Annotated in this window: 23 protein-coding genes and 1 pseudogene; 10 read left to right on the top strand and 14 right to left on the bottom strand. The window is 53.9% G+C overall.

Translation table 11 applies throughout. The annotated features are described in order from the left end of the window. Positions 1 to 175 precede the first annotated feature (175 nt). Together AC4EYZ_RS05900 and AC4EYZ_RS05895 are read left to right on the top strand one after the other, a co-directional pair. A complete protein-coding gene (locus tag AC4EYZ_RS05900) occupies positions 176 to 871 on the top strand; it encodes a GntR family transcriptional regulator (protein ID WP_022520673.1) in 696 nt (231 codons plus the stop codon). A 77-nt stretch (positions 872 to 948) separates the two neighbouring features. Further along, positions 949 to 1,518 carry a DUF1415 domain-containing protein gene (locus tag AC4EYZ_RS05895; protein ID WP_027959910.1) on the top strand — a complete coding sequence of 190 codons (570 nt, stop codon included), beginning with the start codon at positions 949 to 951 and terminating at the stop codon, positions 1,516 to 1,518. Positions 1,519 to 1,686: 168 nt separating this feature from the next. Here AC4EYZ_RS05895 and AC4EYZ_RS05890 read toward each other — a convergent pair whose 3' ends face one another. The 9 genes and pseudogenes from AC4EYZ_RS05890 to AC4EYZ_RS05850 form a co-directional block, all read right to left on the bottom strand. Next, complete coding sequence (locus AC4EYZ_RS05890) at positions 1,687 to 3,351, bottom strand: methyl-accepting chemotaxis protein (RefSeq protein ID WP_474192492.1); 1,665 nt, start codon at positions 3,349 to 3,351, stop codon at positions 1,687 to 1,689. A 256-nt stretch (positions 3,352 to 3,607) separates the two neighbouring features. After that, positions 3,608 to 4,101 (bottom strand): annotated as a pseudogene (locus tag AC4EYZ_RS05885) (GNAT family N-acetyltransferase). A gap of 23 nt (positions 4,102 to 4,124) precedes the next feature. Next, entirely contained in the window at positions 4,125 to 5,117 is a 993-nt protein-coding gene (locus AC4EYZ_RS05880; RefSeq protein ID WP_027959907.1) for an LLM class flavin-dependent oxidoreductase, read from the bottom strand. Between the two features lie 141 nt (positions 5,118 to 5,258). Further along, positions 5,259 to 5,951, bottom strand: coding sequence for an SDR family oxidoreductase (locus AC4EYZ_RS05875; RefSeq protein WP_474192809.1), 693 nt, complete (start codon positions 5,949 to 5,951; stop codon positions 5,259 to 5,261). A gap of 130 nt (positions 5,952 to 6,081) precedes the next feature. After that, the gene (locus tag AC4EYZ_RS05870; RefSeq protein WP_474192810.1) at positions 6,082 to 7,359 is read right to left on the bottom strand and encodes a nitrate- and nitrite sensing domain-containing protein; all 1,278 of its coding nucleotides are present in this window, start codon (positions 7,357 to 7,359) and stop codon (positions 6,082 to 6,084) included. Between the two features lie 125 nt (positions 7,360 to 7,484). Beyond that, positions 7,485 to 8,837 (bottom strand): NarK family nitrate/nitrite MFS transporter, encoded by a 1,353-nt coding sequence (locus AC4EYZ_RS05865; protein WP_490204166.1) that lies wholly within the window; start codon positions 8,835 to 8,837, stop codon positions 7,485 to 7,487. 342 nt (positions 8,838 to 9,179) lie between these two features. Then, the gene (locus AC4EYZ_RS05860; RefSeq protein ID WP_009287178.1) at positions 9,180 to 10,199 is read right to left on the bottom strand and encodes a patatin-like phospholipase family protein; all 1,020 of its coding nucleotides are present in this window, start codon (positions 10,197 to 10,199) and stop codon (positions 9,180 to 9,182) included. Positions 10,200 to 10,302: 103 nt separating this feature from the next. Further along, on the bottom strand, positions 10,303 to 11,427 hold the full coding sequence (locus AC4EYZ_RS05855) for a CZB domain-containing protein (protein ID WP_022520665.1): 1,125 nt from the start codon (positions 11,425 to 11,427) through the stop codon (positions 10,303 to 10,305). 170 nt (positions 11,428 to 11,597) lie between these two features. Beyond that, positions 11,598 to 12,320: a murein L,D-transpeptidase catalytic domain family protein gene (locus tag AC4EYZ_RS05850; RefSeq protein WP_027959903.1), complete on the bottom strand. Its 723-nt coding sequence runs from the start codon at positions 12,318 to 12,320 to the stop codon at positions 11,598 to 11,600. Between the two features lie 105 nt (positions 12,321 to 12,425). On the opposite strand from AC4EYZ_RS05850, the gene AC4EYZ_RS05845 reads away from it, so the two are divergent. After that, a complete protein-coding gene (locus AC4EYZ_RS05845) occupies positions 12,426 to 14,060 on the top strand; it encodes a L,D-transpeptidase family protein (RefSeq protein ID WP_490204165.1) in 1,635 nt (544 codons plus the stop codon). 85 nt (positions 14,061 to 14,145) lie between these two features. Here the strand turns inward: AC4EYZ_RS05845 and AC4EYZ_RS05840 are convergent, their stop codons facing one another. Next, positions 14,146 to 15,843 (bottom strand): peptidoglycan DD-metalloendopeptidase family protein, encoded by a 1,698-nt coding sequence (locus AC4EYZ_RS05840; protein WP_022520662.1) that lies wholly within the window; start codon positions 15,841 to 15,843, stop codon positions 14,146 to 14,148. 435 nt (positions 15,844 to 16,278) lie between these two features. On the opposite strand from AC4EYZ_RS05840, the gene AC4EYZ_RS05835 reads away from it, so the two are divergent. Both AC4EYZ_RS05835 and AC4EYZ_RS05830 read left to right on the top strand, forming a co-directional pair. Then, entirely contained in the window at positions 16,279 to 17,202 is a 924-nt protein-coding gene (locus AC4EYZ_RS05835; RefSeq protein WP_027959901.1) for a LysR family transcriptional regulator, read from the top strand. An 89-nt stretch (positions 17,203 to 17,291) separates the two neighbouring features. Then, positions 17,292 to 18,284, top strand: a complete 993-nt coding sequence (locus AC4EYZ_RS05830) for a glutathione S-transferase family protein (protein ID WP_022520660.1) — start codon at positions 17,292 to 17,294, stop codon at positions 18,282 to 18,284. A 123-nt stretch (positions 18,285 to 18,407) separates the two neighbouring features. Here the strand turns inward: AC4EYZ_RS05830 and AC4EYZ_RS05825 are convergent, their stop codons facing one another. Together AC4EYZ_RS05825 and AC4EYZ_RS05820 are read right to left on the bottom strand one after the other, a co-directional pair. After that, positions 18,408 to 18,896, bottom strand: coding sequence for a PRC-barrel domain-containing protein (locus AC4EYZ_RS05825; RefSeq protein WP_022520659.1), 489 nt, complete (start codon positions 18,894 to 18,896; stop codon positions 18,408 to 18,410). A 156-nt stretch (positions 18,897 to 19,052) separates the two neighbouring features. Then, positions 19,053 to 19,250 (bottom strand): CsbD family protein, encoded by a 198-nt coding sequence (locus tag AC4EYZ_RS05820; RefSeq protein ID WP_141439734.1) that lies wholly within the window; start codon positions 19,248 to 19,250, stop codon positions 19,053 to 19,055. A gap of 253 nt (positions 19,251 to 19,503) precedes the next feature. Here AC4EYZ_RS05820 and AC4EYZ_RS05815 point away from each other — a divergent pair, with 253 nt between their 5' ends. The 4 genes from AC4EYZ_RS05815 to nfi all read left to right on the top strand — a co-directional run bounded on the left by AC4EYZ_RS05815 (position 19,504) and on the right by nfi (position 23,601). Then, a complete protein-coding gene (locus AC4EYZ_RS05815) occupies positions 19,504 to 19,692 on the top strand; it encodes a hypothetical protein (protein ID WP_039859330.1) in 189 nt (62 codons plus the stop codon). 91 nt (positions 19,693 to 19,783) lie between these two features. Continuing rightward, positions 19,784 to 21,499: a DEAD/DEAH box helicase gene (locus tag AC4EYZ_RS05810; RefSeq protein WP_009287184.1), complete on the top strand. Its 1,716-nt coding sequence runs from the start codon at positions 19,784 to 19,786 to the stop codon at positions 21,497 to 21,499. 157 nt (positions 21,500 to 21,656) lie between these two features. Beyond that, positions 21,657 to 22,834, top strand: a protein-coding gene (locus AC4EYZ_RS05805; RefSeq protein ID WP_490204164.1) for an IS3 family transposase whose coding sequence is annotated in 2 segments (ribosomal slippage) — positions 21,657 to 21,948 and positions 21,948 to 22,834 — 1,179 coding nt in all. Because the reading frame shifts where the segments join, the coding sequence is not laid out codon by codon here. Positions 22,835 to 22,914: 80 nt separating this feature from the next. Next, the gene (nfi, locus tag AC4EYZ_RS05800; protein ID WP_009287185.1) at positions 22,915 to 23,601 is read left to right on the top strand and encodes a deoxyribonuclease V; all 687 of its coding nucleotides are present in this window, start codon (positions 22,915 to 22,917) and stop codon (positions 23,599 to 23,601) included. 24 nt (positions 23,602 to 23,625) lie between these two features. Here the strand turns inward: nfi and AC4EYZ_RS05795 are convergent, their stop codons facing one another. Then, positions 23,626 to 24,342, bottom strand: a complete 717-nt coding sequence (locus tag AC4EYZ_RS05795; RefSeq protein ID WP_141439733.1) for a glutamine amidotransferase — start codon at positions 24,340 to 24,342, stop codon at positions 23,626 to 23,628. Positions 24,343 to 24,478: 136 nt separating this feature from the next. Here AC4EYZ_RS05795 and tpx point away from each other — a divergent pair, with 136 nt between their 5' ends. After that, positions 24,479 to 24,979, top strand: a complete 501-nt coding sequence (gene tpx, locus AC4EYZ_RS05790; protein ID WP_022520654.1) for a thiol peroxidase — start codon at positions 24,479 to 24,481, stop codon at positions 24,977 to 24,979. On the opposite strand, the gene AC4EYZ_RS05785 is transcribed toward tpx, so the two are convergent. After that, complete coding sequence (locus tag AC4EYZ_RS05785; RefSeq protein WP_035538585.1) at positions 24,976 to 25,659, bottom strand: gamma-glutamyl-gamma-aminobutyrate hydrolase family protein; 684 nt, start codon at positions 25,657 to 25,659, stop codon at positions 24,976 to 24,978. The genes tpx and AC4EYZ_RS05785 overlap by 4 nt on opposite strands. Positions 25,660 to 25,686 lie beyond the last annotated feature (27 nt).

The raw sequence follows: 25,686 nt of genomic DNA, 5'->3' as shown, positions 1-25,686 counted from the left end.
TGCATATCCCGCGAAGCCAAAGAGGAGATCAGAAGCATACCTAGACCTTATTTATCGTTTGTAGGTTAAAAAATCGATTATCTCGTCTAAAATAGAATATAGGTAGTGCCCGACCCAACGTCAACAGTCAAAACAGAATGGACAGCGGGAACTGAGATGAACAAAGGACATCGTGATGAATAATTCTCTACCTACGTCAGCCAAGTCAGTAGGGCCAGTGGGGCCAGCAGGTACCGCATCAAGTCGCGTGTTTGATCATTTACGCAAGGATTTGGTGGGTGGGCGTTTTGTGGCCGGTGAAAAGCTCGCTATCAATGCCCTCAAAGAGCGCTATCAAGTCGGTTTGAGCCCACTGCGAGAAGCACTCAATAGATTGGCGGCTTATGGGTTGCTGGTGCAGGAAAACCAGCGCGGCTTTCGGGTGCCGAAGCTGTCGCGGGATGAACTGGACGATATTGCCCAAATGCGCCTGGAAATGGAGGGGATGGCGCTAGAGCGAGCTATTGCTAACGGTGACTCGCTTTGGGAGGCCGATTTGCTTGCCGCCGCACATCGCCTGAAACGGGCCGATATAACCCTGGATAAAGGCGAAGAGTGGGAGCATCTGCATACACAGTTTCACCGCACCCTGGTGGCGCCGTGTGGGTCAGTCTGGTTATTGCGTTTTATTGAGCAGTTACACGACCAGTTCGATCGCTACCGACGTTTGGGGCCAAAAATGCCGACGATACGTCAAGAGCTGGACGAGCAGCATCATCAGCTGGTGGAGCTGGCGCTACAGCGGGATGCTAAAGCAGCGCGTGAATTAATGGACGACCATATCCATAAATCCTATGAAGTCGCCCTGAAGCGCTACCAAGAGCACGTGTAGTTGGTCATGAACAGTTGGTAAACTGCTGCGCATAAAGCGTCGGCCATCGCCGACCTAACCATGATCATGAGGGTGCTATGCACACAGATAACCAACACGCAGATGACCAAGTAGCCGCGCAAACGCTGAACTGGGTGCGCACCTTCATTGTCGCCCACGATATTTGCCCGTTCGCTCAGCGGGAGCTAGCGCGTGAAGCCATCCGCGTTGAGGTTGTGCGCTCTAAAAAAATTGAAGTGGCGCTTGAAGAGCTGATGGTCGAGGTAGCGTGGCTGGACGAACACCCTGAAACTGAAACGACGTTGCTGGTATTTCCTACGCTTTTTAAAAGCTTTGATCACTACCTGGATTTTGTTGAGCTGGCCGAAAGTATCTTGGTCGATCAGGGATATGAAGGGGTCTATCAGCTCGCTACTTTTCATCCCGATTACTGCTTCGACGGGGCTGAGCCCGATGACGCTGCCAACTATACCAATCGCTCTCCCTATGCCATGGTGCATCTGCTACGTGAAGAGAGTGTTGAAAAGGCGATCGAGTTTTACGGCGATACCGACGCGATTCCTGAGCGCAATATCGCTAAGTTAACGGCGATGGGCAGCGACGTCGCTGAGCAGCAGTTGCAGCACTGTTTTGACGTGAGCGACTAAGGTTTGTGAATCGCTTGCTGATGCTTGCCTTTGCTTTTAGCGGCATACAGGGCGCCATCCGCAAGTTGTATTATGTCGATATTCGCATTTAACGAGCCGCTAATTTTTATGACCTGAAGCGGAAGACCAATGGAAAAAGGGCCAGTCAAGCTGGCCCAAAAACATGAATTAAAACTCTTCCCAATCAGGTGTGGCATTGGGCAGTTTTCTAGTTGAGTAAGCGTTAGACGCTGCAAATGCCTGCGGTGATGAAGAGGCGGTGGGGGATTCCGAGCCACCGTGCGTTACGCGCTTAAGTTTGAAGGTCGTGACTAACTCGGCCAAACGAGTAGCTTCATCCTGGAGTGAGGCTGACGCGGTGCTGGTCTCTTCAACCAGCGATACATTTTCCTGGGTCGCCGAGTCCATCTGGGATACCGCTGTGCTGACTTGGCTAATGCCCGACTCCTGCTCCTTTGCGGCGAGAGCAAGCTCTTGCATCATTTCCGTCACTTTACGAATAGCTTCGTTGATCTCCGCCATATCATGGCCATTTTTCGCTGCTTGTTCCGCACCGACAACAATACGCTGTGAGATATCTTCAATCATGGTGCGTATTTCTTTCGATGAGGTGGAGGTCTTGGTGGCTAAGGAGCGTACTTCGCTGGCCACCACCGCAAAGCCTCTACCGTGCTCGCCAGCCCGGGCAGCTTCTACCGATGCATTCAACGCCAGGATATTGGTTTGAAAGGCGATCGAGTCAATCACCTGAATAATGTCATGGACTTTGTGCGAGGTCTCTTCTAATTCCCGCATCAGTAGGCTGGTGCGTTCAGATGCCTGCTTACCACTATTCGCCTGTTGCGCGGCGTCCTGGGTCAATTGCTGTGCTTGACCGGCAGTATCTGCGTTTTGCCGCACAATCGATGAAATTTCATCCATACTCGCGGCGGTTTGCTGCAAAGCTGCGGCTTGTTGCTCTGTACGCGAAGCGAGATCCTGGCTGCCGCTGGCAATTTGCGTAGAGCTGGAGGCGACGGCTTCGCTACTTTGATTGAGCGTACCGATTATCTCTTCCAGGCGCTCCTGCATATCCTCCATGGCACTATAAAGGCGGCCAATCTCGTTACGCCCTAGGGCATCGATATGGCTGGTCAAATCCCCCTTTGCAATGTTTTCGCAAATGCTGACTGCCCGCTGTAGGGGACTGATGACGAGCCGATTAATCATTATTTGTACCACAATATAGAGTACAATCGCGGTTAAAATGAGAACGCCTACGGTGATACCAAAAATGACGCTGTCGCGCTGCGCTTCCGAGTGAACTTGGTTGCCTCTGCTCAATGCATAATCATTGAAATTACTGATCGCAGTGCTAAAGCCAGAGAACTTCTGATTAATGGGATCACGGTATTCGTCCAGTGTCTCATAGCGCTCGTTGGCTAAATCACTTCTTAAGGTGTCAGTGACAATAAGGTGGTAACTATCGACAATTGCATCGATTAGTGGGCGACGCTCGGAATCAATCGGGAGTTCAAGGCGAGTGAGTTCTGCAATACGCTGGTCAGATTTCTCCAGGCTCACCAGCGCTTCTCCCAGCGCCCGCTCAGCGTAACTTTCGTTGCCATTGCGGTAGTGCTGTGACATGCGCTCTAGCCTGACCCGCACTTCCATTAGATTGGTTTCTGCACGGTTAGCAGCACTCGCTTGTTGAGCACTGATTTCATTAATTTCTGCCAGCAGCTGTGCACCTTCGCGTTCTGCCATGACACCCATGCTACCCAAAATGATAAGCATGGCTAAAAGCACAATCAGTGCGCCAGCAATCACTCTCTTAACTGATATGTTTTGCATTGATACTTCTCCTAATACTCCCCGCACCTGAATTGGTGCATGAGGAGTTTTAAAAGGTATCAATTTTCCGTTAAAATAATAATTTGATTAAGTTGGTGCTAGTTTTCTATATTGTTAAATGCTAAATCATAATAAAGCCGTATAATTAAATGTTTTTTTAAACTTGTTTGAGAGTTGTTTGGAAAATAATTGTTTGATAAAGAGTTGCTTAGTAAATAGTCGTCTGGTAAAGAACCCTTTGGTAAATGGATGATTGTTAAAGCGTCTTATGCATCACATGCGTATCGACAAAACCGAAGCGCGCATGGCGGTAGGCGTTAGGAACGGTACCCACAATACTAAACCCAAGCTTCTGCCATAACGCGACAGCCACCTCATTGGTGGCCACCACGGCGTTGTACTGCATGGCCAGAAACCCTAGTTCCCGGGCCTGTTGCTGGGAGTGCTCACACATGGCTCGCGCTACGCCTTTGCCCCGTGCGGCGGGGGGCACCATATAACCACAGTTACATATATGATCGCCGGGGCCAGCCGCGTTGGTTTTTAAGTAGTAAGCGCCCAGCACTTGTCCGTTTCATCTTTGGCAACCACACTGGCGTTAGGCGTTTTACACCATAACTGACGGGCAGCTTCAAAACTGATATCGGGATCAAACGCATAGGTCTCTTGCGCTGCAACAATGGCTTGGAAGGTGGGCCAGAAAGCAGCAAAATCGTCATCCGTTATTGGAGAGAAAGCGAGTGTGGTCATAACTATCCTGTGCAGCTAAGCGCTTATCGGGCGACCTCAGCCACAATCTCGTAGCTGCGTAGACGGTCGGCGTGGTTGTAAAAATCGCTATTAATCATTAGTTCATCGGCACCAGTGCGTGTTTGGAATTCCTCAAGCTCGGCTTTAACTGTCTCGGGCCCACCAATAATCGCCGCGCCTAAAAATTGGCTGACTTGGGCCTGTTCCATCGGCGACCAATCCAACTGCTCAACCGGCGGTTGTGACTGAGTCGGCTTGCCGCGAATAAGGTTTAAAAACTTCTGCTGCGCTGTCGTGGCCAAGTAGTGAGCCATCGCGTCACTCTCTGCGGCCATCACGGGAAGGCCGACCATCGCATGGGGCTTATCCAGGTGCTCCGAAGGGCGGAAGTTATCACGGTACAAACGCAGCGCTTCAAATAAATAGCCCGGCGCGAACTGAGCCGCAAACGCGAAGGGTAAGCCCAGTTTGGCTGCCAGCTGCGCGCTGTAACCGCTGGAACCCAGCAACCAAATAGGCACATGGGTACCTTGGCCAGGCACCGCTTTCACTCGCTGCTGGGGCTCTGCATCGGCTAAGTAGCTGCGCAGCTCATTCAGCAGTTGTGGAAAATCATCGACCCCGGCGTGGGCGTTGCGGCGCATAGCCTGCATGGTGGCACCATCCGAGCCAGGCGCACGGCCTAATCCCAGATCAATACGGCCAGGGTAGAGCGTTTCCAGTGTGCCGAACTGCTCGGCAATCACCAGCGGTGGATGGTTAGGCAGCATAATGCCGCCGCTACCCACGCGGATGGTGGACGTTTGCCCGGCTATATGACCAATCAACACGGCGGTTGCGGCACTGGCGATACCGGCAATATTGTGGTGCTCGGCAAGCCAGTAACGGGTATAGCCTAGTCGCTCGGTTAATTGCGCCAGGGCAACACTATCGCGAAAGGTCTCTGCGGCACTGCCGCCCTGGCGAATAGGTGCCAGATCAAGAACGGAAAGTGCCGTGGAAGCGAGTTGGCTCATGGATCACCTGCAAATTAATTCGTGGGCGCGTCGGGTGAAAAATTACTTAGCGCGCTTGGTAATTACACGTTATGCGGCCATTGCAGATGAATTGCAAGGTGTCGACTATCCAGGTGGCGGATATACAGGTTCGTTGGCTCCTCACTCCTCACTTAAAGGTGGAGTGGGGCGAATAAGAATTTCATTCACATCTACATGGGCAGGTTGCGCTAGTGCGTAAATTACCGCATTGGCGATATCGCGATCTTCTAAGGCATGAGTTGGCGGCTCATCAAAAAAGGGGGTGTCGACCATTCCAGGTTCAATTAGCGTCACACGCATGCCGGTGCCACGTAACTCTTCACGTAAGTTGTAGCCAATTCCGGTGACCGCCCACTTGGTCGCGCTATACATCGAGCCTGGAATAGTCGTGCGGCCTGCGGCTGAGCCGGTGAGCAATACATGGCCTTTGCTGCGTTTAAGGGCGGGCAAACAGGCTTGAATAGTGAGGCCCACTCCATAGATATTGGTGAGAATCATCTCACGCCATGCGTCGTGGTCGGCTTCACTAAAGCCGCCGGGTGAACCGCCACGGCCAGCGTTGGCAAAGACGCCATCCAGGCGGCCAAAGGTTTCCAGCGCCTGCTCAACCATGGCCTGCTGCTGTTCCATGTTAATCACGTCCAGCTCACAGGTCAGTACGTTTTCCGGCCCCAGCTCTAGCGCCAGTGCGGTGAGCTTGTCGCTAGAACGTGCAGCGAGTACTAACTTATAGCCTTCACGTGCAGCTGCGCGAGCGGTGGCCGCACCGATGCCGCTAGATGCGCCGGTAATTAATAGCACGCGGTGTTGCATGGGGTGCGCTCCTTGCTTGGTCAGTCAAGTGAGCTTTTAGCATGGCTAAGGTGACAGCATCCTGCAAATATAGGCTTAAGCAGCTTGGTATTGTGCTGCTAACTGACTGCTAACGAGGAGCCCATCTACTTTACGTTTTAGCATCGTTGCGTTTTAGCATCGCTGAGAGATCCAGTATCGCTTGAGCCATATCTGCCATGCTTTTGCTTTGATCCATTGAGGTTTTCCGCAGAAAGCGGTAGGCCTCCTCTTCGTTCATCTCCTGGTGGGCCATGATGAGACCTTTGGCGCGTTCAATCAGTTTGCGTTCTCGTAGCGCTTTGCGGGTATTTTCAAGCTCATCGCTGAGCCCTTGTAAGCGGCTGGCCTGGGCTTGGGTGAGCTCGATCAGCGAGCGGCCCAGGGGGGAGGTGAGAGCGTTGGCGGTCAGGTCACCTAATGGTTGCGCTCCATTCAGCGCCAACAGCTGCTCGCAGGGGGCGGATGTTGGGCGACAGGGATCCGCCTTGGTTTTTTCTAAAGCCTCCTCGGCCTGGGCGATTTTGCGGTGGCAAAGCACACTCAGTTGTTCAATCAGCGCATCTTCAACCGTTTTCATTGAGTCGATGCGCAGCGTGGTGAGTTCATACCAGGTTTCACCCAGCTTATCGGGTGTCTCTTTGGGTGGTGATTGTTTTGCCGACGAGCGTTGGCAGGCGATATCGCGTAGATGGCAAATACCCGACAGCGTGCGCGGTGAAAGCTCCTTCTGCCATGCCTGCTGCGCTTCGGGTGTCGCAAACTCTACAAAGGTGTCGAAACAGCGCTGTTGATCCGACATTAGCTGGTTGAGCAGGGCACGGTGAGGCTCGTCGAAGTGGCCATGGGTAAAGCCAAAGGCGCCGCAGGCGCGCTCCTGGCCCGCCAGCTCTTTGCCTTGCATTAAGTGGAAAATCGCTACTAGCGTGCGGGTAATATCGGGATCGATAGAGGTATCTGCGGCCTCAAACACAATGGCTAGTAGGCCACTGGTCAACTGGTTAAACGCCTGGGTCGCTGCATCGGGGGTGATAGCAAAGGTATCAATGGCCTGGCGAAGCGCGCCAAGTTCGTCAAGCGCGTACCAGACGGCGGCAATCCGGCGCAGTAAGCGCGCGGCGGCCTGGGGGCGGGCCTCCTCACTGAGCGCTTCCAGCCGTTGGCGCATTAGTGTTTCGGCCTGCTGACTGTGTTGCCGGTAGGTGTCGCGGCGGGTTTTGAAGCGCTGCCCCTGGGAAACAAGGTAAATCGTCGATGCGCCCCGTTCACGCTGGAGCATATGAATAAAGCGGCTGATGTCGCCGACAATATCGGCGGTGGTGGCAAGGTGGGTAAGGTTGTCGATATCGCAACGGATGGCGGTTAAGAGCAGTTGCTGCGCTGAAGACATAGAAATTTCCTTGGTGACTCGCCGCCTAAATGTGAACACTCCCATACCGTTATTCTCCCATACCATGCTGAAGCGTATGGGAGTGAACAGGAACGTTATGGAAGTATGAGTGTACTGGAAAGCGCTTAGCGTAACGACAGAGCGCCCGCGCCTACATCATCACCTACTGCGTCGCTATACGCTTTGGCCTCTTCTGCTTCGGTAGCATCGCTAAAGCGTACCACCAACACACATGAAGCCAGGATCAGTACAGTGAGGCCTAAATAGAACAGACCTTGCTGATAGGTCAGGCTTTCGCTGCGGAACAGAAAGGCAGCGCCTACCGCGCCCACGTTACCGCCAGCGCCGACTATGCCTGCTACGGCACCCAGTGCCTTTTTGTTGATAAACGGAACCACGCCAAAAGTAGCGCCTTCCGCCATCTGCACAAACAGGCTGAACACCAGCATGATACCTATCGCTAGGCTTAATACGTGCATCTGCGAAAACGCTACCAACGCAATACCTTCGCAAACCAAGGCAATAAACAGCCAGCGAACGCGTCCTTTCAAGCCCCCTTGCTTAGCGAAAAGATCCGAGAAGACGCCGCCTAAAGTACGCGCAAAAATATTCATTAAACCAAACAGACCGGCAATCAGACCCGCGGTGGCCAGGGTAAGCTCAAACTTATCAAAGAAGTAGATGGCGGCAATATTGTTGATCGTCAGTTCCACGCCAAAGCAGAGGCCATAGACAACGAACAGCGCCCAAACACGAATATCCTTGGCGGCGGCTAGAAAGCTTTGCGCGGCACCATTTTCGCCAGAAGCTTCAGGCAGTTCACCCCGTGCGCGCAGGTCGCTGAAGTTGCCGTTGGGGGCATCCTGGGTAAAGAACCAGTAGCCAATGCCGGTAAAGAACATCACTACACCAGGCACCATCATCGCTAAACGCCAGCCAAAGGCTTCGTTAACGCCCAGCATCAGCATACCCGAGAAGATTAGTGGCATCAGTATCTGCGTGGTGCCACCACCCAGGTTTCCCCAACCTGCGCTAGTAGCGTTGGCGGTACCGACCACATTGGGGGCGAACATCATCGAGGTGTGGTACTGGGTAATCACGAAGGAGGCGCCAATGGCCCCAATGGCTAAGCGCGCCAATAAAAAGGTTTCAAAACTATCGGCCAAGCCAATGCCCATCACCGGAATAGCGCCTAATATCAGTAGCCCGGTATAGGTTTTACGCGGGCCGATGCGGTCACACAGTACGCCAATTGCAAGGCGCACAATGACCGTGATCGCTACCGAAGCGATAATCGTATTGCCGATTTGTGTTTGAGTCAGTGAAAGGTCTTCTCGAACAATCGCCATAAGAGGGGCGATGCCGAACCAGCCGAAGAAACAGATATGAAACGCGAACCATGAAAAGTGGAAAGCGCGCATCTGAGGAGTCGAGAAGTTAAACAGCCGAATGCGGTTGGCTTTGTTGCGTATGTCCATGGGATGGCCTCACGGGGCATAAAACGAGTTGATCGCTACGCAACGCAAACAAGTTAGCGCGTTACGCAAACAATTGACGAGAACATGCCTTCACCGTTGAAGGTCAGGTTCGACGCACTCGTACCCGACTGGGCCTGGTCCACGCCTACCACCACTGGTAGGAGTTATGCAGGTAGTTTGCCAGTTGAATATTTATTGCTAAAAATCAATATCTTAATTTATTTTTGTTGTGCGTATTAGAGATGAGTGATCAAGTCTATGCTGCATGATTGGGCATGCAACGCCGATTTTGCGGCATCTTGGTGCTAGAAGGGTGCAATGGGCGGACTGAACGTGCAGCCATTATTCATGTAAATAGACGGCATCAATATCCAGTGTGGAGTGGCTACCAATCGCTTCAAAGTGTTCGCTTAACCAACGTTCAGCGGCAGCTTGTCCCTGCTCGAAAAGATGGCATAGAAAAGGCCACTCAGAATTGGATTTGCTGGAGACAGAGAGGCCCTCAAGTGCCTGCTCGCCGCTAATGCGGTGGAACAACGCCTGCTGGTAGCAGTTTTCAATGCCTTGCTCATCGAGGGTATGCTTAAGCAGCGCAATCATACGGATCTCTTTAATCAGTGCTGAGTTAAAGGTGATCTCGTTGAGGCGATTCATAATGGCCGATGCCGAGGTGGGGACTTCGTTACGGCTGATTGGGTTGATTTGTATCAGCAGAATATCCCGTGCGCTGCACTCCTCCATGAGAGGAAACAGGGCGGGGTTACCCATGTAGCCACCATCCCAATACGCTTCGCCGTCGATCTCCACTGCTTGGAATATAAAGGGCAAGCAAGCGGAGGCCATCACCGCGTCAACGCTCATCTCTTCACGGCGGAACACCCGCTGTTTACCCGTGCGTACGTTAGTGGCCGCGACAAACAGCTTAAGCTGTTGGCATTGCCTAACCCGCTCGAAATCAATATGTTCGGCCACGATATCGCGCAGCGGATTTATATTGAGTGGGTTGAGTTGATAGGGGGAGGCCACACGGCTTAATAGATCCATCGCAATAAAACCGGGCGAGTGATCCAGGCTCCAGTTGCCGGTCAATATGTCCAAGGGAGAGCGGCGGATGGGGCTGGCCATACCCGCGCGACTCACCGCTTGCCAAAAGTCGTGCAGTGCTTGCCGAGCGGTCTCTTTATCGCCTCTTGTGAGCGCATCGGCCATTACCACGCCATTCATTGCCCCGGCGCTGGTGCCGCTGATGCCCTCAATCTCAATGCGGTCATCTGCCAGTAGGCGATCAATGACACCCCAGGTATAAGCCCCGTGGGCGCCACCGCCTTGTAACGCGAGATCTAGCTTTTTGACCTGTGCCATATGCTTTTTCCCATTGCTGCTGGTGAGGAAAGTGGTTTTATTGCAACCAGCATGGCATAGGCGGCTAGATAAGACGAAAGGCTATTTAGCGTACAACGGCTATTTAAGGTGCGCCCGCAAGCGGTGAGTGATGATTGGTTGAATAGGGCGCCTCATACATGGCGTGCTCCATGAGGTTGTCCAACTGCAGGGCGAGCTGCTGGCTGGCTTCTTCCATGACTCCCAAGGCGGCCAGTTGACCATTGCGGTCGCCCAGGCGGGCAAACTTAAGTGCTTCCGCGCCACTGTCATGCATACGGCGATGGGGTGCCGCCAGCGCTCGATAGGCCTCAGTGCGGGCGTAACGTTGGTGACCTTCTCCATGTTGATGCCAGCGCCCTAAACGGCATTGGTGATGGTCTTCTAGGGGAGTGTCTGTGTTGGCAGAGAGGAGCTGCTTATAAAGCCGACACTTCCACACCGCATGATCAAGCTTCGCGGAGTGTAAAAACGCAGCGGTGGCATTGTGATGAATCACCTTGTGCATATGCTGAGCTTGGTCAGCAAGCTGATGCACTGCCTGCTTGGCTGCTTGCGCGGAATGGGTAATCTCCTCGTCGGCCAGACGTTTTTTCACTACGGCCTGCGAGTGTTCTCTTACCTGGCTATTAATTTGCTCCATCAGTAGGCTGAGCTGATGGCTCAAGCTGTGCATAGTCAACGCTAAGCGGTGGACATCGTCTGCAATGGCTGCCAATCCTGGAGATTGCTGGCTAGCGGCATCGGTGCTGCCAAGCAGACCTTGGCTATGGGCCGTTTCGAGGGCCGTACTTACCGCTAACGCCTGGGCGTGGCCTGCACTACGGGCGAGAGCGACCTGTAGCTGGCTTAAGGCGTGCAGAGTTTTAGCTAACACTAATGGGGGTAACGCTTCGGTACGTTCAGTGTCGTGGCAGCGTTGGTCAAGGCTACTGACCGCCTGTTCAGCGGTGGCAATTAAATTAACCGTTTCCGTTAGGGTGGCCCGCTCGCCGGCAAGCTGATCCGCGTACTCCTGTATGCCACTATTGAGAGAAGCCAGCATATCCGCGCCTCTTGCCTGCAGCATGCCGATGGATTGTGCCGGTTTCATCAGGCTCAATAATCGACAACTGGGGGAGGGGGTAGCAGCGTCAAGCTGAGTGCGTAACTCGGCAACTTCCTGTTCCAGGCGGCGAATTTTTTGGTACGGGTGCATAAAGGTGAACATGGCAGAGACACCTACGGCAGATAGCAATATTTTGTGTTAATTTGTCACAAAGTATTGCAGAGGGTTCCCCTGTGCGCCTGATTTAGCGGCCGAAAATGATAAAATTCAGCTACTGATTGCCTGTAAGGCTGAGGTTGTTAACGTTCCCCTCATTAAGATTCTGGGTAACATTAGCGCCGGGCTAGCTGTGCGGCGGTGGCCGTGCAGCCTAAAAACGCGGAGGTGGCCAGCCACTCGGCATCGGGATAATAAGCGAACACATACTGATCCTCTTTTAGACTGTCGATCAGCGGGTAAGTGACGTCCTCGCGTACCGCCGGGCAGCCATGGCTGCGACCGAGCCGCCCCGTTTGGGTGATAAAGGCGTCGCTTACATAGTCCGCGCCGTGGATCACAATAGCGCGCTCAAACGCCAAGTCATTGACGTTGGGTTCCAGACCCTCCAGGCGCAGTGAATAGCCGTTGCGCCCATAGTAGCTGTTCATAGTGCGAAATAGGCCAATGCTGGATTGATGGCTATCGGGGGTATTGGAAAACGTCTCTGCTTGGGCGTCGCCAGACCCCTGGCCGTGGGAGACCAGCTCTTCGAAGAGTAGCTTATGCTGGCGCAAATCAAATACCCACAAGCGCGGCTCGGTAGATGGCAGCGAGTAATCGATCACTGCCAAGCGCTCGGCATTAGGCTCGGCGCAGTTAAGCGCTTGGGCGGCTAAACGCAGCGCATCGGGCGAGGCCTGGGGGGCGAGCTGCAGCAACTGATGGTGTAAAGGCAGTATGCCGCGAGGTGGCGTTGAATCAACTTGGGCGAAGAAACTGGCAGCGTGGAGCGGTAATGTAAATAATGTAAAAGGGAGAGAAAATAATAACGTGGCAACATTTAAACGAAGAGCCATAAAAGTCGATCCTACGAGCAATATAAGTCATTATAAAGATTAGCCGACTAATATAAAAAACAGGGTCGGCGATGTGGAAGACTATAGTAACGCAAGGAGAGGGCGATGAACGAGATACAGCCACTAAGACAATGGGCGATAGGGGTCGCTCTTTGTCTCACGCTTACCCACAGCCCTTTAGGCATTAGCTATGCGAATGCGGATTCAGCGCCGTTACAACAGGCGTTAGCCCAGCAATTAAGCGCGGTTGAGGCGCAGCGGCTACCCGTTACTGAGTTTTATCAACTGCGTGATGGGCAGCCCGCCTGGCAGGCAGCCGTGGCGGTTGAGTCACTGGTGGCTGCGTTGAATAGCTTGGAAACCGATGGTCTAACACCCGAGGATTACCACGCTGATACACTGATTGATGAGTTCCAGCGCAGTCAGGCAAGCAGTCAAGCCGCTCAGGCGTCGTTTGATATTAAAGCAACTCGAGCGTTGCTGCTGGCGCTGGATCATTTAGAGCGCGGTAAGGTGAACCCGCGCGATGTCGAACCCCAGTGGGATGCGCCGCGCCCTGAACGTCGCTACTCACTGCTGCGTGTGGTGCATGCCGTCGATGACCGCTCGCTTGATAACGCGATCGCGCTGGCTCGGCCCTCGTCTGCTGAATATCAGCAACTGCGCGATGCCTTGAAGCAGCATTATCAGCTGGCTAACCTGGGCAGCGTGCCCTACTTGGCTGCGCGGGAAGAGTCGTTGCGGCCAGGCGATGAAGCCGACGATGTGAGCGTGCTGCGCCAGCGCCTGGCACTATGGGGAGAGGCTGAGTTACAGGTGGCGGATAGCAGCGCCTATCCATTAATCGGTGTACAAGCCGGGTCGAATCGGCGTGCCTTTGATGCACCGCTGGAAGCCGCGGTGAGGCGTTTCCAGCGCCGTCATTTGCTGCAGGAAGATGGTGTAGTGGGCGAACAAACTCGCTTGGCGTTGAACACCTCAGTGGCGTCGCGAATCGACCAACTGCGGGTCAATTTAGAGCGCGCGCGGTGGATCCGTCCGATGCAATCTGCTGAGCCACGAGTATGGGTTGATATTGCAGGCTACCGGATGCACTACGTGCGCCCTAACGGCCAGCACTGGGACGCCCGTGTGGTGGTAGGAACCCCGCGGCGCGAGACGCCGATTATCCACTCTACGATCAGCCATTTAACCATTAATCCTTCCTGGACAATCCCGCCGACGATCATGCGCGAGGATGTGTTGCCCCAGGTGCGTGCCGATATCGACTACTTGGCGCGTAAAAACATCCAGGTGATTAGCCCCATGGGCGAACCGCTTGCTGCGGAGGAGATCGACTGGCAGCGTCCTGGCGGCGTTATGTTGCGTCAGGTAGCGGGTACAGGTAACCCGCTAGGTCGCGTCGTGGTACGGTTTCCCAACGATGAAATGATCTATTTGCACGATACCCCCGCGCGTGGATTGTTCCGGCGTGATCAGCGTGCACTGAGTTCAGGCTGTATTCGGGTTGAAGGTGTGACTGAGCTGGCGCAAATGCTGCTGCAAGACACCGGCAGTCGTTATCAAATGAGTACGCTGTTAAAAGGAGGGAGTGATCGCAATGTGAGCTTATCTCAGCGTATTCCCATTGCGCTGCATTATTTGACCGCGTGGCCAAATGCCGAAGGCGAGGTGGAGTTTAGACCTGATATCTACCGCCGGGATGCAACGCTACTGGCCGCGCTGCAGCGGTCAGTCTAGACAGTTGAAAATACGTAAGCCAACGCAAAACACCGCCCAGTGGCGGTGTTTTGCGTTTGAGTACACGGTAGCTATATAGCGGTCGCTAGTCGTCGCTCTCCTGCCGATAATTAGCCACGCTAACCGGGCCTGTTTCGCCGCTTTCCAGCGCCGCCAATATGGGTGCTGCCTGATTCTGGAACGCAATAAGCGTATCGCCGCTCAAGCTGGTGTTTTCGGGTAGGGGAACCGTCATCGCATTGACCGGTGAGTTGTTGACGATGACTTCGTAGTGCAGGTGAGGGCCGGTGCTGCGGCCTGTATTGCCTGATAGCGCGATACGCTCGCCCATTGTTACACGTTCACCTTGCTTCACCAGCGGCCGGGAGAGGTGCAGGTAGCGCGTCCGGTAGCCATTGTCATGACGGATGACGACATAGCGTCCTGCGGCGCGATGGTTGCTCACTCGTTCCACAACACCGTTAGCGGGAGCCGTTACCGGCGTGCCAATCGGCATAGCAAAATCGGTACCGTTATGCGGGCTAGTGCGGCCGGTTACTGGATGCTTACGGCGCGGATTGAAGCTGGAGCTTAAACGGTAGTTGCCTTCAAACGGGTGGCGCGCAAAGGCAGGATCCAGGCTACCACCCTCAGGTGTATAGAAGTTATCGTCGCTGGCATTACGCACAACGGTTAAGTCCATGCGTTCGCCGTTGTAATGAACAGCCAATACACGGGAATCTAAAGTTTCACCATCGATCATGTCTGACTCGACCAGTACCTGGAAACGATCGCCGCGGCGGCTGTCACGCCGAAAATCGAGTTTCTTTTCGAGTAGTTTCGTCAGTTCTGTTACCGAGCCGCTGTTCAAACCTGTCGCCTGGGCGGAGCGCGCAAAGCTACCGCTGACGCTACCGGCATAGAGGCGCTGAACAGGTTCTCCTTGGCGTTCAATCGTGGTGATGGCGAAGTGGTCTGCGTCCTTCTCCAGCAGTATGCCGTCACGGGTGTTTTTCATCATGCGTAGCGACAATAAACGCCCATCTTCATCCAACTGATAATCAAAGCTGTGCCCGGCGCGCCAATTGGTTAGCATGCGCGGGTCAGGTAAATCCTCCAGCAGAGCCATCACTTCGCTATAGCCTAGGCCTAATTCGTTTTGTGCCAGTACGGCAAAAGTTTCGCCGGATTCAACAATGTGGGTTTCCCACTCAGGTACAAAGGGCTCTTCAGCTGCCAGCTCTAAATCCAGAAAGGAGATATCATCGAATAGCTCAACGCCATAATCCTCATAAGAGGTAGCGTCGGCAATTTCGACGGAAGAGCTGTTGTCTACATTATTATCCAGCATGCCGCTAGCCAATGTGCCTAGCACAATTGCCATATGCAGCGCACCGTCATCGAGACCACCGCTTTCCAGTGCTGCGGTATTCGGTACCGTGACGTCGCCGCCCAAAGCCGGCTGGTTCGCCATGTCGGCCTCTGCGCTGGCAATGACGTCAAGATCAACGATCTCGGTTGCGGTGAGTTCACTGAGGGGGATATTTTCGCGGGTCGCGTCGAGGGCGCGCGAGGCGCGATCGATCGCATCTGCTACCGGGGTGCGTTCTTGATGCAGGGAAGGGACGCCCGGAGTAGAGTCGCTTGGGAGCGGTACTAGCACGCTTTCAAGCGGTGTGTTTAGTTGAGTTAAATCTTGGTATGTCGTCAATAACTTTTGTGTGCCCAGCACGGTGACCATTGTGGCCACGGGTAACAGTAATAATTTGTGCGTACGGGGCAGCGAATGGAGGATTCGCAACATGGGTAAATGGACCGCCGAGTTCGTGATTAAAAGTAACTATTAAGCGAATAAACCCGGAAACCATACCCCATGAAGGCAGGGGTGCATAGACTGTATATCTATACATAAAGCGTAATTAAATACAAAAATAGCACTAACAGACAGAGATTACTATTTATAAACAGCGTTTGCTAACAAATGTAACCAGTGAAGCGTGCTAACTAAATAATCTGTGTTAACTATAGACGAAAACTACGCTTTTAAAAGCTAAAGTATAATCTGTGTCAAATATTTTCCCGCTGGATAGAAATAACGTGCTCTTTTACCTGCGACCAGCAGTTAATCTCAAGCATTTTGTAAGCATGGGCGGAAGTGTTAGCTGTTTCCTGGCATTCTAGCCATGTTTTTTCGAACATTAAGCGCATTGTTTCGCTGTATTGCGTTGAGGAAATCGAAATGTCCCGGGTAACACTTTCACAATGGCAAATGTTGGCCGCCGTGGTTGACCACGGTGGATTTGCGCGTGCGGCAGAGGCGGTACATAAAAGCCCCTCCACGCTGAACCATGCCGTTCATAAATTAGAAGAGCAGCTAGGCGTGCAGGTGCTGGAGCCTATTGGCCGACAAGTACGGTTAACCGAAGCGGGCGAGCTGCTGCTTCGGCGCGCGCGTCAATTAATAGAGAGCGCAGCGTCACTTGAAGATGTCGCCACCCGGCTAGCCGCTGGTTTAGAAGCGGAAGTGGTAGTGGCAATCGATCAGGTGTTTCCCGCTGCTGCTCAAGCTAAAGCGCTAGAGCGATTCTCTGAAACGTACCCGCAGGTGCGCGTTCAGTTGCACGAGAGTGTTCTCAATGGCGGCATTGAGATGCTCTATGATGGCCGCGCAGACTTGGTAGTCTCCGGCATTGAGGCGCAGGGCTTCTTGGGCGAGCCGTTGGTCACGGTGCGCTTTGTTGCCGTGGCGCATCCCCAGCATGCGCTACATCAATTGGGCCGCTCGTTGGATCTACGCGATCTAGCCCAGTATCGGCAGTTGGTGGTGCGTGATTCAGCGCTGCGCCAATCAACCAATGCTGGCTGGTTGAAAGCCGAGCAGCGTTGGACCGTCAGCCACCTCAATACCTCACTGGATATGCTAAGGCGTGGCTTGGGGTTTGCCTGGATGCCGGAAACACGAATTGCGGAGGAGTTAAACAGCGGGCAATTAAAGCCGCTGCCACTACCCGCGGGCGGTATTCGTGAAGTGCCGATTCAGATGATTTTTCGCGACCGAGACCGGGCAGGGCCAGCGGCTCATGCGATGGCCGCCGCACTGAAACAGGCCGTGGTGAGCGAATGCGCGCTGAATGATTCGACTGACTCGAATGAAAGGCCGTAAAACATCCGCTTGAGCGTTCCTGAAGCGGGCGTATGCTGAAGAAAAGAACGTAATTGTTAGCACCTCTAATGACTTTCAGGAGACGCCCAATGGGATTACTGGTAAATGGCAAGTGGCAAGACCAGTGGTATGACACTAAAAAACACGGCGGCGAATTTGTTCGTGAGTCCGCTCAGCTTCGCGACTGGGTGGGCAGCCATCCGGAGACTGACGGTGACTGCTACCCAGCGGAAAAAGAGCGTTATCATTTATATGTCTCGCTAGCCTGCCCCTGGGCGCATCGCACGCTGATTATGCGTAAGTTGAAAGGGCTAGAGCCGTTGATCGGCACGTCCCATGTTAGCCCCTTGATGCTCGACCAAGGCTGGACGTACCGTCAGGACGAAGGTGCCAGTGGCGACCCCGTTAACGGCGTCGACTACCATCACCAGCTGTATACCATGACCGACCCCCACTATACCGGGCGTGTCACCGTGCCCGTGCTATGGGACAAACAGCGCAGCGCCATCGTTAATAATGAGTCTGCAGACTTGCTACGTATTTTTAACCGTGCGTTCGATGAATTGACCGGCAACGACCTGGATTTTTACCCAGAAGATCTGCGCGGTGTCATTGATGACGTAAACGCCGATGTTTACGACCACATCAATAACGGCGTTTATAAATCAGGCTTTGCCACCGAACAGGCGGTTTATGAGAAGCACGTGAAGGCGTTGTTTGACGGTCTAGAGCGTATGGAAGCACGCTTGGCCGAGCATCGTTACTTGGCGGGGGAGTGGTTAACCGAGGCGGATATTCGTCTCTTTACCACGCTGATCCGGTTTGACGCGGTTTACTATGGCCACTTCAAATGCAATTTTAAGCGCATTGAAGATTATCCCAATCTTTCCAATTACGTGAGGGAAATCTATCAGTGGCCGGGAGTGGCGGAGACCGTCAATATGGATCACATCAAACGCCACTACTATTATAGTCACGACACGATTAACCCAACGCGAATCGTACCTGCTGGGCCACTACTCGACCTTGAACGGTCTCACGACCGGGAGCGTTTACCGGGGCAGGGCGTGCGGCGTAAATAGATGCGTATCGCTAACTAGCAAAAAGGGCCGCCCAGTTGGGCAGCCCTTTTTCTAATGCTGAGATTCTACTGCTAGCGTTTCGTTGCTATTAAAAACGTTGCTATTAAAAACAATGGGGAAGCGTTAGCCATTATCATCGATATCTAACGCTTCACGGGTACGCTGCCAAGCGCTTTCAGCGCCCTCTTGGGTAGTTTGCCAGGCATCGCGAGCGTTGGCTTTAGTCTGCTCCCACCACTCGTTATTGTAAGCCGGGAAGGCTTCGACTTCTTCCTGGCTGGCTTCGACCATAATGCGATGTTCTGTATCACCATCGGCGTCCGTTTCGGTTTCGAGGGTGAAGTAGTCGGTATCAACAACGATCTCGCGGCCGCCGAGGCCCAGTACTGAACCGCTTTCGATCACAATCGCGGTAATGCGCATCTCTTCATCAAACAGGATGTCATCGACGTCACCAATCTCTTCACCGGAACCGCCGGCAAAATAGACCTCTGCATCAAGAATGTCGTCGGCAGAATACATGCCCTGGGGCTCATCCTGCGCGTGAGCATTCATGGCAACGCTGCCCATAAGGGCGGTACCGATAACGGTTGTGAGGATTGTCTTACGCATAGCATCTCTCCATGTGGCTACGATAGATAATAGATCGGTGTGCTTGTAGGTGTATTGGGGGATAACGTAACTAGAACCACCAACACATCGTGTTGCTAAAAAAAACGACCTACCAAAACGGAAATGGTGTAATTAAGGGGGGGGCTTATAATGCTATTACTGCTTATCAGCCCAGTCATCGGCTTGACGCTCTGCTTCTTCGCGCTCTAGGCCGTACTTCTGCTGAAGCTTGCCTATCAATTGATCCTTTTTACCACCGATCTGATCCAACTCATCGTCGGTGAGCTCGCCCCAGCTTGAGCGTGCCTTACCCTTCATCTCTTTCCATTTGCCTTCAATTTGATCCCAGTTCATTGCATCGCTCCTTGAGAATAGTGAACTTGATTAGGCACTTTTTCAGGTTAGACCATATGTGCATGAGCGCAAGTCCTTGTTTCACTGTGGTGTAAGTTAAAAGTACTGGTCAGACGCCAAATGCAATGGTAGGATGCGCGCTCCTCGCATGTGTTGACCCCTCCATCACGACGGTAAGCGTTTAACTGCATAGTTATTAATGAGTAGATGTTAATAGTTATTTGTAGTGTCGCTTGCGGGAACATCTCGCCAATTGCTAGATGTTCATTGCTGTGTAGATGGCGCGCCTCCAGTATTTCACCAAACGGGTGAAATCGGCGCAGAAGGTCGCCACAACGGTTGGCCCGCTAATGCGTTGTTTGCCAACCGGATGCTAGGTGCGACCGGCGTCTCCGACTCCACTGATGGCTTTGACCGCTACGGCGGTGCCTGTTATCGATGATGACCATTCTTCATGTCGTTGTGCGATGACTGAGTCAGAGACGCTTATGATGTTTTTTGCCGGTACTTGCCGGCCTACCAAGGTGTGATTAATGACCTCGACTTCTGTCGCCTCGCCGAGCTTCGGCGATCTGGCTCTTTTGCCTGCCGTTCTGTCTGCTGTTGAATCACAGGGCTACCTCGTTCCCTCGCCGATTCAGGCACAAACTATTCCTGCGTTGCTTGAAGGCCGCGATATGCTGGGCCAGGCCCAGACGGGTACCGGCAAAACCGCAGCGTTTGCATTACCGTTACTGTCACGTTTAGAGCTGACTCGCCGTGAGCCCCAAGTGTTGGTTATGGCGCCAACCCGCGAATTGGCTCAGCAAGTAGCTGCCTCGTTTAGTAAATATGGCCAAAACCTGAAAGGTCTCGAAGTTGCGACCCTATGTGGTGGCCAAGAGTACCGTGAACAGCTGGGCGCCCTTAAGCGTGGCGCGCAAGTGGTTGTCGGTACCCCCGGCCGGATTATCGACCACCTGGACCGCGGTAGCCTGAAGCTTGATGGCCTCTCCGCCCTAGTGCTGGACGAAGCTGATGAAATGTTGCGCATGGGCTTTATCGACGACGTAAAACGCGTGGTTGCCGATACCCCGAAAGATGCTCAGCGTGTGTTCTTCTCAGCGACACTGCCCACTGAAATCGAGCGCATCGTTAACCGTTACTTGGTTAACCCAGTGAAAGTCGCGATTGAGTCGGGCACCACGACCGGCGAAAACATCGAACAGCGCATTGTGCGTGTTGATGGTGGCGCTAAGCTTGAAGCTCTTTCGCGTATTCTTGAAGTCGAGCCGGTCGATGGGGCCATCGTCTTTGTACGTACCCGTGCCGCTTGTACCACGCTCGTTGAGCAGTTGACTGCTCGTGGCGTTAACGCTGCTGGCCTGTCCGGTGATCTTGATCAGAGCCTGCGTGAGCGTACTATTACGCGCTTGAAGCGTGGCAAAGTCGACGTACTGATCGCTACCGATGTAGCTGCCCGTGGTCTTGACGTGTCGCGTATCACTCACGTTATCAACTACGATCTGCCTCAAGATGCAGAGGCTTATACGCACCGTATTGGCCGTACCGGTCGTGCGGGCCGTAGCGGTATCGCGATTACCTTTGCTGGCTTCCGTGAAGGCCGCAAAGTGGGCTGGATGGAGCAGGCAACCGGTCAGAAAATGACCGAAATGCCGCTACCTGATGAAGCCGCTATTCGTGCCCATCGCGATGACGTCTTCTATCAGCGTGTTATCGCCTCCTTAACGAAGGGCGCCGAAGAGCAGCGTGCGCTGATTGAGCGTCTGATCGAAGAAGGCCATGACCCGATCGAGCTGACTTGTGCGTTTGCCGCTATGGCGCGTGCTGACGAAGCGCCGATCGGTCGCCTTCAGGCGCCGCGCAAAGAGAAGCCCTCGCGTGATGGAGCGTCTGGCGGTAAGCCGGGAGCACGCCGCGAACGCACTGGTGCACCAACTGAAGGTATGACGCGCTACCGCGTATCGGTTGGTCATAAAGATGGCGTCAAGCCTGGCCAACTAGTCGGTGCCCTCGCCAACGAAGGCGGCATTGAAGGCGCGCGTATCGGTCGTATCGATATTCGCAACGCTTTCTCTGTGGTCGAACTGCCGAGCGGCTTGCCCTCGACGATTCTGACCAAGATGGCCCGTGCCCGTGTGGCCGGTCGTCCGTTGGAAATCAGCGAAGACAGCGCACCGGCTGAGCGCGCTCCACGCCGTCGTCGTGACGAAGGTGATGCGCCGGTTCGTCGTCGCGAACGCGCCTAAGTCTTCACCACTGTAAGGATTAATCAGCTGCCGCCAAGCGGCAACTGAGAGAATCTCGACGCCCTCGCACCGTTACTGGTGCGGGGGCGTTTTTTTGCTACCTTATTCACCTGGAGTGGCCCTGAAAAAGTAGACACCTTTATAGAGAGAAGGTGTTATGAAATTTAAATCTAGCCCTCGCTACAGTGACGAGTTCAGACGTCAGGTTATTCAGGTCTCACTCACTTCGCCGCAGACACAGGCTCAACTTGCTGCCAAGCTAAACATTCACCCGAACACGTTAAGCCGCTGGCGTAGGGAGTGGATGATGGGCAAGAATTCGTCGGATAAATTAATCAGGGATACGCAACCAGAGAAGAGTGTTCAAGAACTAGAACGCGAAGTGAAGCGCTTGAAAAAGCAGCTGAAGCGCGCTGAGCTGGAGAATGACATTCTAAAAAAGGCGGACGAGTACTTCGTCAAACACGGCAAATAAGGTTTGCTTTTATTGATGCTCGCCGTTGTCAGCAATGGCCAGTATCGGTCGTTTGTGAAGTACTCGGCGTCTCGCGTGCAGGTTACTATCGTTGGCGGGAGCGACAGTGTCGTCCTGGCCCGCGTCAAGCGCGACACCTAGCTATCAAGGAATTTCTGCTTAATCGTGCTCGCCAAATGGAGCATGTGCCGGGGTATCGGAAATTATGGCTAGAGGCTCAGGATGCTGGTTTCTGCTGTGGCAAAAATCAGGTACAACGTCTGTTACAAGAGGCAGGATACCGCTCACGAACAGCCTCAAAGCCAGGCTATAGGCGTAGCAAGTCATCCTTGCCTGTCCTGCCAAATCTGTTGAATCGCCAGTTTTCGGTAGGGGCTGGCAATCGAGTTTGGGTATCAGACATTACTCAGGTTCGCTGTCGGGAGGGATGGCTTTATATCGCCGCGGTGCTTGATTTAGGTACTCGCCAAATCGTGGGTCGGGCGATGGGGCCAGTTAATAGCTCACAGCTTGTTTTGAAGGCGTTAGAACATGCATGGAAGCATCAACGGCCGGCGGGAAAGAACCTCTTGTTCCACTCCGACCAGGGGACTCAGTACCGAAGCGAAGAGGTGATGACTTGGTTAAACAATCGGCAAGTAACGATTAGCATGTCTCGTCGAGGTAATTGTTGGGACAATGCCTGTGCGGAAAGCTTCTTTGCTCTACTGAAGAAAGAATGGATTCAGCCGCTGGGTATGATCCATCGAGACGAGATGGTAGATGAAGTTCGCTATTATATTGATCATTATTATTCGAAAGTGAGGCGTCATATGACGCTGGGTGGACTGACCCCCAGCGCCTACGTAGCCGCCTCTTAACATCAAGTGTCTACTAAACTAGGGGCACTCCAACCATTCACCATTCACCATTCACCATTCACCACTTCAAGGAGGAAACCATGTCCGCACCACTACACGAATGGAATCTGGCACCCAAGGAAGCGATGGCGCTGCAGTTGCAGTTGGCGAGGCGATTGGAACTTACTGATCGCCTAGCGCCGATAACGCATATCGCCGGGGTGGATATTGGGTTCGAAGAGGGCGGCGAAATCACTCGGGCAGCGGTGGTGGTATTGAAATGGGATCCTGCCACCGCACCCGATTTAAGCGTGGTGGAACAGGTCGTTCATCGCGAGCCCACCCGAATGCCGTATATCCCCGGCTTGCTTTCGTTTCGAGAAATCCCCGCCGCGCTAGGCGCGTTTGAAAAACTCAGCGTGATGCCTGAACTGGTGATGGTCGACGGCCAGGGGATTGCACACCCACGCCGGTTAGGCGTGGCGGCTCACCTAGGGCTATGGCTCGATCTACCTACCATCGGTATTGCCAAGTCACGCCTATATGGCCAACACGCCGAGGTGGGCGAGCAGCGCGGCGACTGGGTGCCACTCTCCGCGGGGCAGGAAACCATTGGTGCCGTTTTGCGTTCCCGCACCAAGGTCAAGCCCGTGTACGTATCACCTGGCCACCGGATCACTTTAGAAACCTCGCTGGCCTGGGTGTTGCGCTGCTTGGGGCGTACCAAGCTACCTGAGCCAACGCGGCTGGCAGATCGGCTGGCCTCTCGGCGTGATCAGCGTAAGTAGCTTTCGATTGCCAATGGCTAAGGGCTATACAAACGCCAAAAAACGTCGCAGTAGGCTGGAGGCCTCTTGGCAGTCAGTAATGTTCGCCAGCAGGGTGTCGGGCTCTTCGCCTTGGTCGCGTAGGGTGGCGCGTTGGCGTTCAAGGTAGGCGCGCATCACCGGTGCCGTAAATTCCGGGTGAAACTGCACGCTCCACTGGCGCGGGCCGTAGCGCAGCGCCTGGTGGGCGTCGTGGCTGTTATGGGTCAGCACCGTGCAACCTTGGGGCGCCTGCATCACCGACTGGGCATGGGTCAGGTGGGCGGCAAAGCTCTCCGGTAGTTGGCTAAACAGGGGGTCTTGTTGGCCTGCTTGAGTGAGCCGCACGGTGCGTGTGCCGGATTCACGGCCTGCCGGATGGTAGTCACTCACGCCACCAAAAGCGGCGGCCATTAACTGGTGGCCATAGCAAACGCCTAGCATGGGAATGTCGTTTGCCAGCGCCTCCTTCAGCCACGGCTTCAGTGCTTCGCTCCAGGGTTCGGCCTCGCTGACCATACTGTGCGAACCTGTAATCACAATACCCGCGAGTGTATTAAGTTCAGGAGCGCTGGGTTGGCGGGTTGCATCCCACACCTGTAGTTCTAAATGCGCGGGCAGCGCGGTGCTAAGCTGCTTTATAAATAGCGTTTCAAAATCACCGTGCTGGTCGACGACTTCCGGAAAAGCGTCGCCGGTTTTAACGATCAATACACAGGCCATATCACTCCCTCAGTATGATGAAACGCAAACATTGAACAAAGGCCTTTCAGGAAGAGCGCAAAGGCGTGAAGATAGCCTACCATGGCTGCTTAAATGGTAAGAACGCATTAATTATGCACATCATAAGGAGACAATAATGCAACAGGTTACCCGCGCAGGCGAACCGCTGGATGTGGCTGGCACATTGCCAGCAAAAGGGCAGGCGGCACCGGCGATGACGCTGACCAACACCGATCTGCAAGACGTTACGCTCGATACGTACGCAGGAAAGCGTAAAGTGCTCAATATCATCCCCAGTGTGGATACGCCCACTTGTGCCATGTCCACGCGTCACTTTAACGAGCTGGCGTCTAACCTTGCCGACACCGTGGTATTGGTCGTCTCCGCGGATTTACCCTTTGCAGCCAAACGCTTTTGTGGCGCGGAAGGATTGGATAACGTCGAAACGCTGTCTACTTTCCGCCACCCCGAGTTTCGCGAAGCCTGGGGCGTAGCGCTGTGCAACAACTCCATGGAAGGTCTTTGCGCCCGTGCAGTCGTCGTACTGGATACCGATAACCGAGTGCTGCACAGCGAGCTGGTGAGCGAGTTGAAGAACGAGCCTGATTATGATGCTGCCTTGGCGGTGCTGAGCTAGCTCGTATGCCGTGTAGCATGCCGCTCTGACGCCCTCACCAGCGCGCGAATCAAGCGCTGCTGGGGGCGATTGAAAATCAGCCACTCCGGGTGCCACTGCACGCCAATCAAGAAGTCGTGCTCCGGTGACTCAATGCCCTGCACTAGGCCATCCCGGTCGCGTGCAACGATTTCAATCCCTCTGCCTGCCTGATAAACGGCTTGATGATGCAGGCTGTTAACCCGACACCAGGTAACTCCTAGCAGGCGATGCAACTTACTTGCCCCCACGATATCAACGGTTTTGCGCGGCAGAACGGTGCGTCGCCGTTTTAACCCTTCGTGGGTGGTGTAGATATCGGGATCCAGTGTGCCACCAAGATGCACGTTGATTAATTGTGCCCCTCGGCAAATACCCAGCACCGGTGTATGCAGCGGAATAAAACGTTCAAGCAGGGCTAGCTCCAGCTCATCCCTTGCAGGGTCTAAACGAACATCTAATTGTACTTCGCCACCATAGAGGTGGGCCTGAATATCGTCGCCGCCGCCAATGATCAAGCCGTCCAGGCTTTCCGGCTGCGGGCGCGAAGGCGATAACCGCAACGGTTTGCCGCCATGCCGCCAGACGGCGAACCAATCAAACCACCACGCTAAGTGGCTTTTTTGGTCAGAGGTAGTAATTCCGATAAGCGGCCGAGTCATGTGGATAGTTACTCACTGTGACAGGAA

It is taken from the genome of Vreelandella sp. 162(4c), from assembly GCF_058152265.1.
Note: the sequence above shows the minus strand (reverse complement) of the source record. Positions and strands in the feature narration are given on the sequence as shown.

Excerpts from the sequence above, each read along its gene's own strand:
- AC4EYZ_RS05900 (WP_022520673.1), top strand. The coding sequence starts at position 176 with ATGAATAATTCTCTACCTACGTCAGCCAAGTCAGTAGGGCCAGTGGGG.
- AC4EYZ_RS05895 (WP_027959910.1), top strand. The coding sequence starts at position 949 with ATGCACACAGATAACCAACACGCAGATGACCAAGTAGCCGCGCAAACG.
- AC4EYZ_RS05890 (WP_474192492.1), bottom strand. The coding sequence starts at position 3,351 with ATGCAAAACATATCAGTTAAGAGAGTGATTGCTGGCGCACTGATTGTG.
- AC4EYZ_RS05880 (WP_027959907.1), bottom strand. The coding sequence starts at position 5,117 with ATGAGCCAACTCGCTTCCACGGCACTTTCCGTTCTTGATCTGGCACCT.
- AC4EYZ_RS05875 (WP_474192809.1), bottom strand. The coding sequence starts at position 5,951 with ATGCAACACCGCGTGCTATTAATTACCGGCGCATCTAGCGGCATCGGT.
- AC4EYZ_RS05870 (WP_474192810.1), bottom strand. The coding sequence starts at position 7,359 with ATGTCTTCAGCGCAGCAACTGCTCTTAACCGCCATCCGTTGCGATATC.
- AC4EYZ_RS05865 (WP_490204166.1), bottom strand. The coding sequence starts at position 8,837 with ATGGACATACGCAACAAAGCCAACCGCATTCGGCTGTTTAACTTCTCG.
- AC4EYZ_RS05860 (WP_009287178.1), bottom strand. The coding sequence starts at position 10,199 with ATGGCACAGGTCAAAAAGCTAGATCTCGCGTTACAAGGCGGTGGCGCC.
- AC4EYZ_RS05855 (WP_022520665.1), bottom strand. The coding sequence starts at position 11,427 with ATGTTCACCTTTATGCACCCGTACCAAAAAATTCGCCGCCTGGAACAG.
- AC4EYZ_RS05850 (WP_027959903.1), bottom strand. The coding sequence starts at position 12,320 with ATGGCTCTTCGTTTAAATGTTGCCACGTTATTATTTTCTCTCCCTTTT.
- AC4EYZ_RS05845 (WP_490204165.1), top strand. The coding sequence starts at position 12,426 with ATGAACGAGATACAGCCACTAAGACAATGGGCGATAGGGGTCGCTCTT.
- AC4EYZ_RS05840 (WP_022520662.1), bottom strand. The coding sequence starts at position 15,843 with ATGTTGCGAATCCTCCATTCGCTGCCCCGTACGCACAAATTATTACTG.
- AC4EYZ_RS05835 (WP_027959901.1), top strand. The coding sequence starts at position 16,279 with ATGTCCCGGGTAACACTTTCACAATGGCAAATGTTGGCCGCCGTGGTT.
- AC4EYZ_RS05830 (WP_022520660.1), top strand. The coding sequence starts at position 17,292 with ATGGGATTACTGGTAAATGGCAAGTGGCAAGACCAGTGGTATGACACT.
- AC4EYZ_RS05825 (WP_022520659.1), bottom strand. The coding sequence starts at position 18,896 with ATGCGTAAGACAATCCTCACAACCGTTATCGGTACCGCCCTTATGGGC.
- AC4EYZ_RS05820 (WP_141439734.1), bottom strand. The coding sequence starts at position 19,250 with ATGAACTGGGATCAAATTGAAGGCAAATGGAAAGAGATGAAGGGTAAG.
- AC4EYZ_RS05810 (WP_009287184.1), top strand. The coding sequence starts at position 19,784 with ATGACCTCGACTTCTGTCGCCTCGCCGAGCTTCGGCGATCTGGCTCTT.
- nfi (WP_009287185.1), top strand. The coding sequence starts at position 22,915 with ATGTCCGCACCACTACACGAATGGAATCTGGCACCCAAGGAAGCGATG.
- AC4EYZ_RS05795 (WP_141439733.1), bottom strand. The coding sequence starts at position 24,342 with ATGGCCTGTGTATTGATCGTTAAAACCGGCGACGCTTTTCCGGAAGTC.
- tpx (WP_022520654.1), top strand. The coding sequence starts at position 24,479 with ATGCAACAGGTTACCCGCGCAGGCGAACCGCTGGATGTGGCTGGCACA.
- AC4EYZ_RS05785 (WP_035538585.1), bottom strand. The coding sequence starts at position 25,659 with ATGACTCGGCCGCTTATCGGAATTACTACCTCTGACCAAAAAAGCCAC.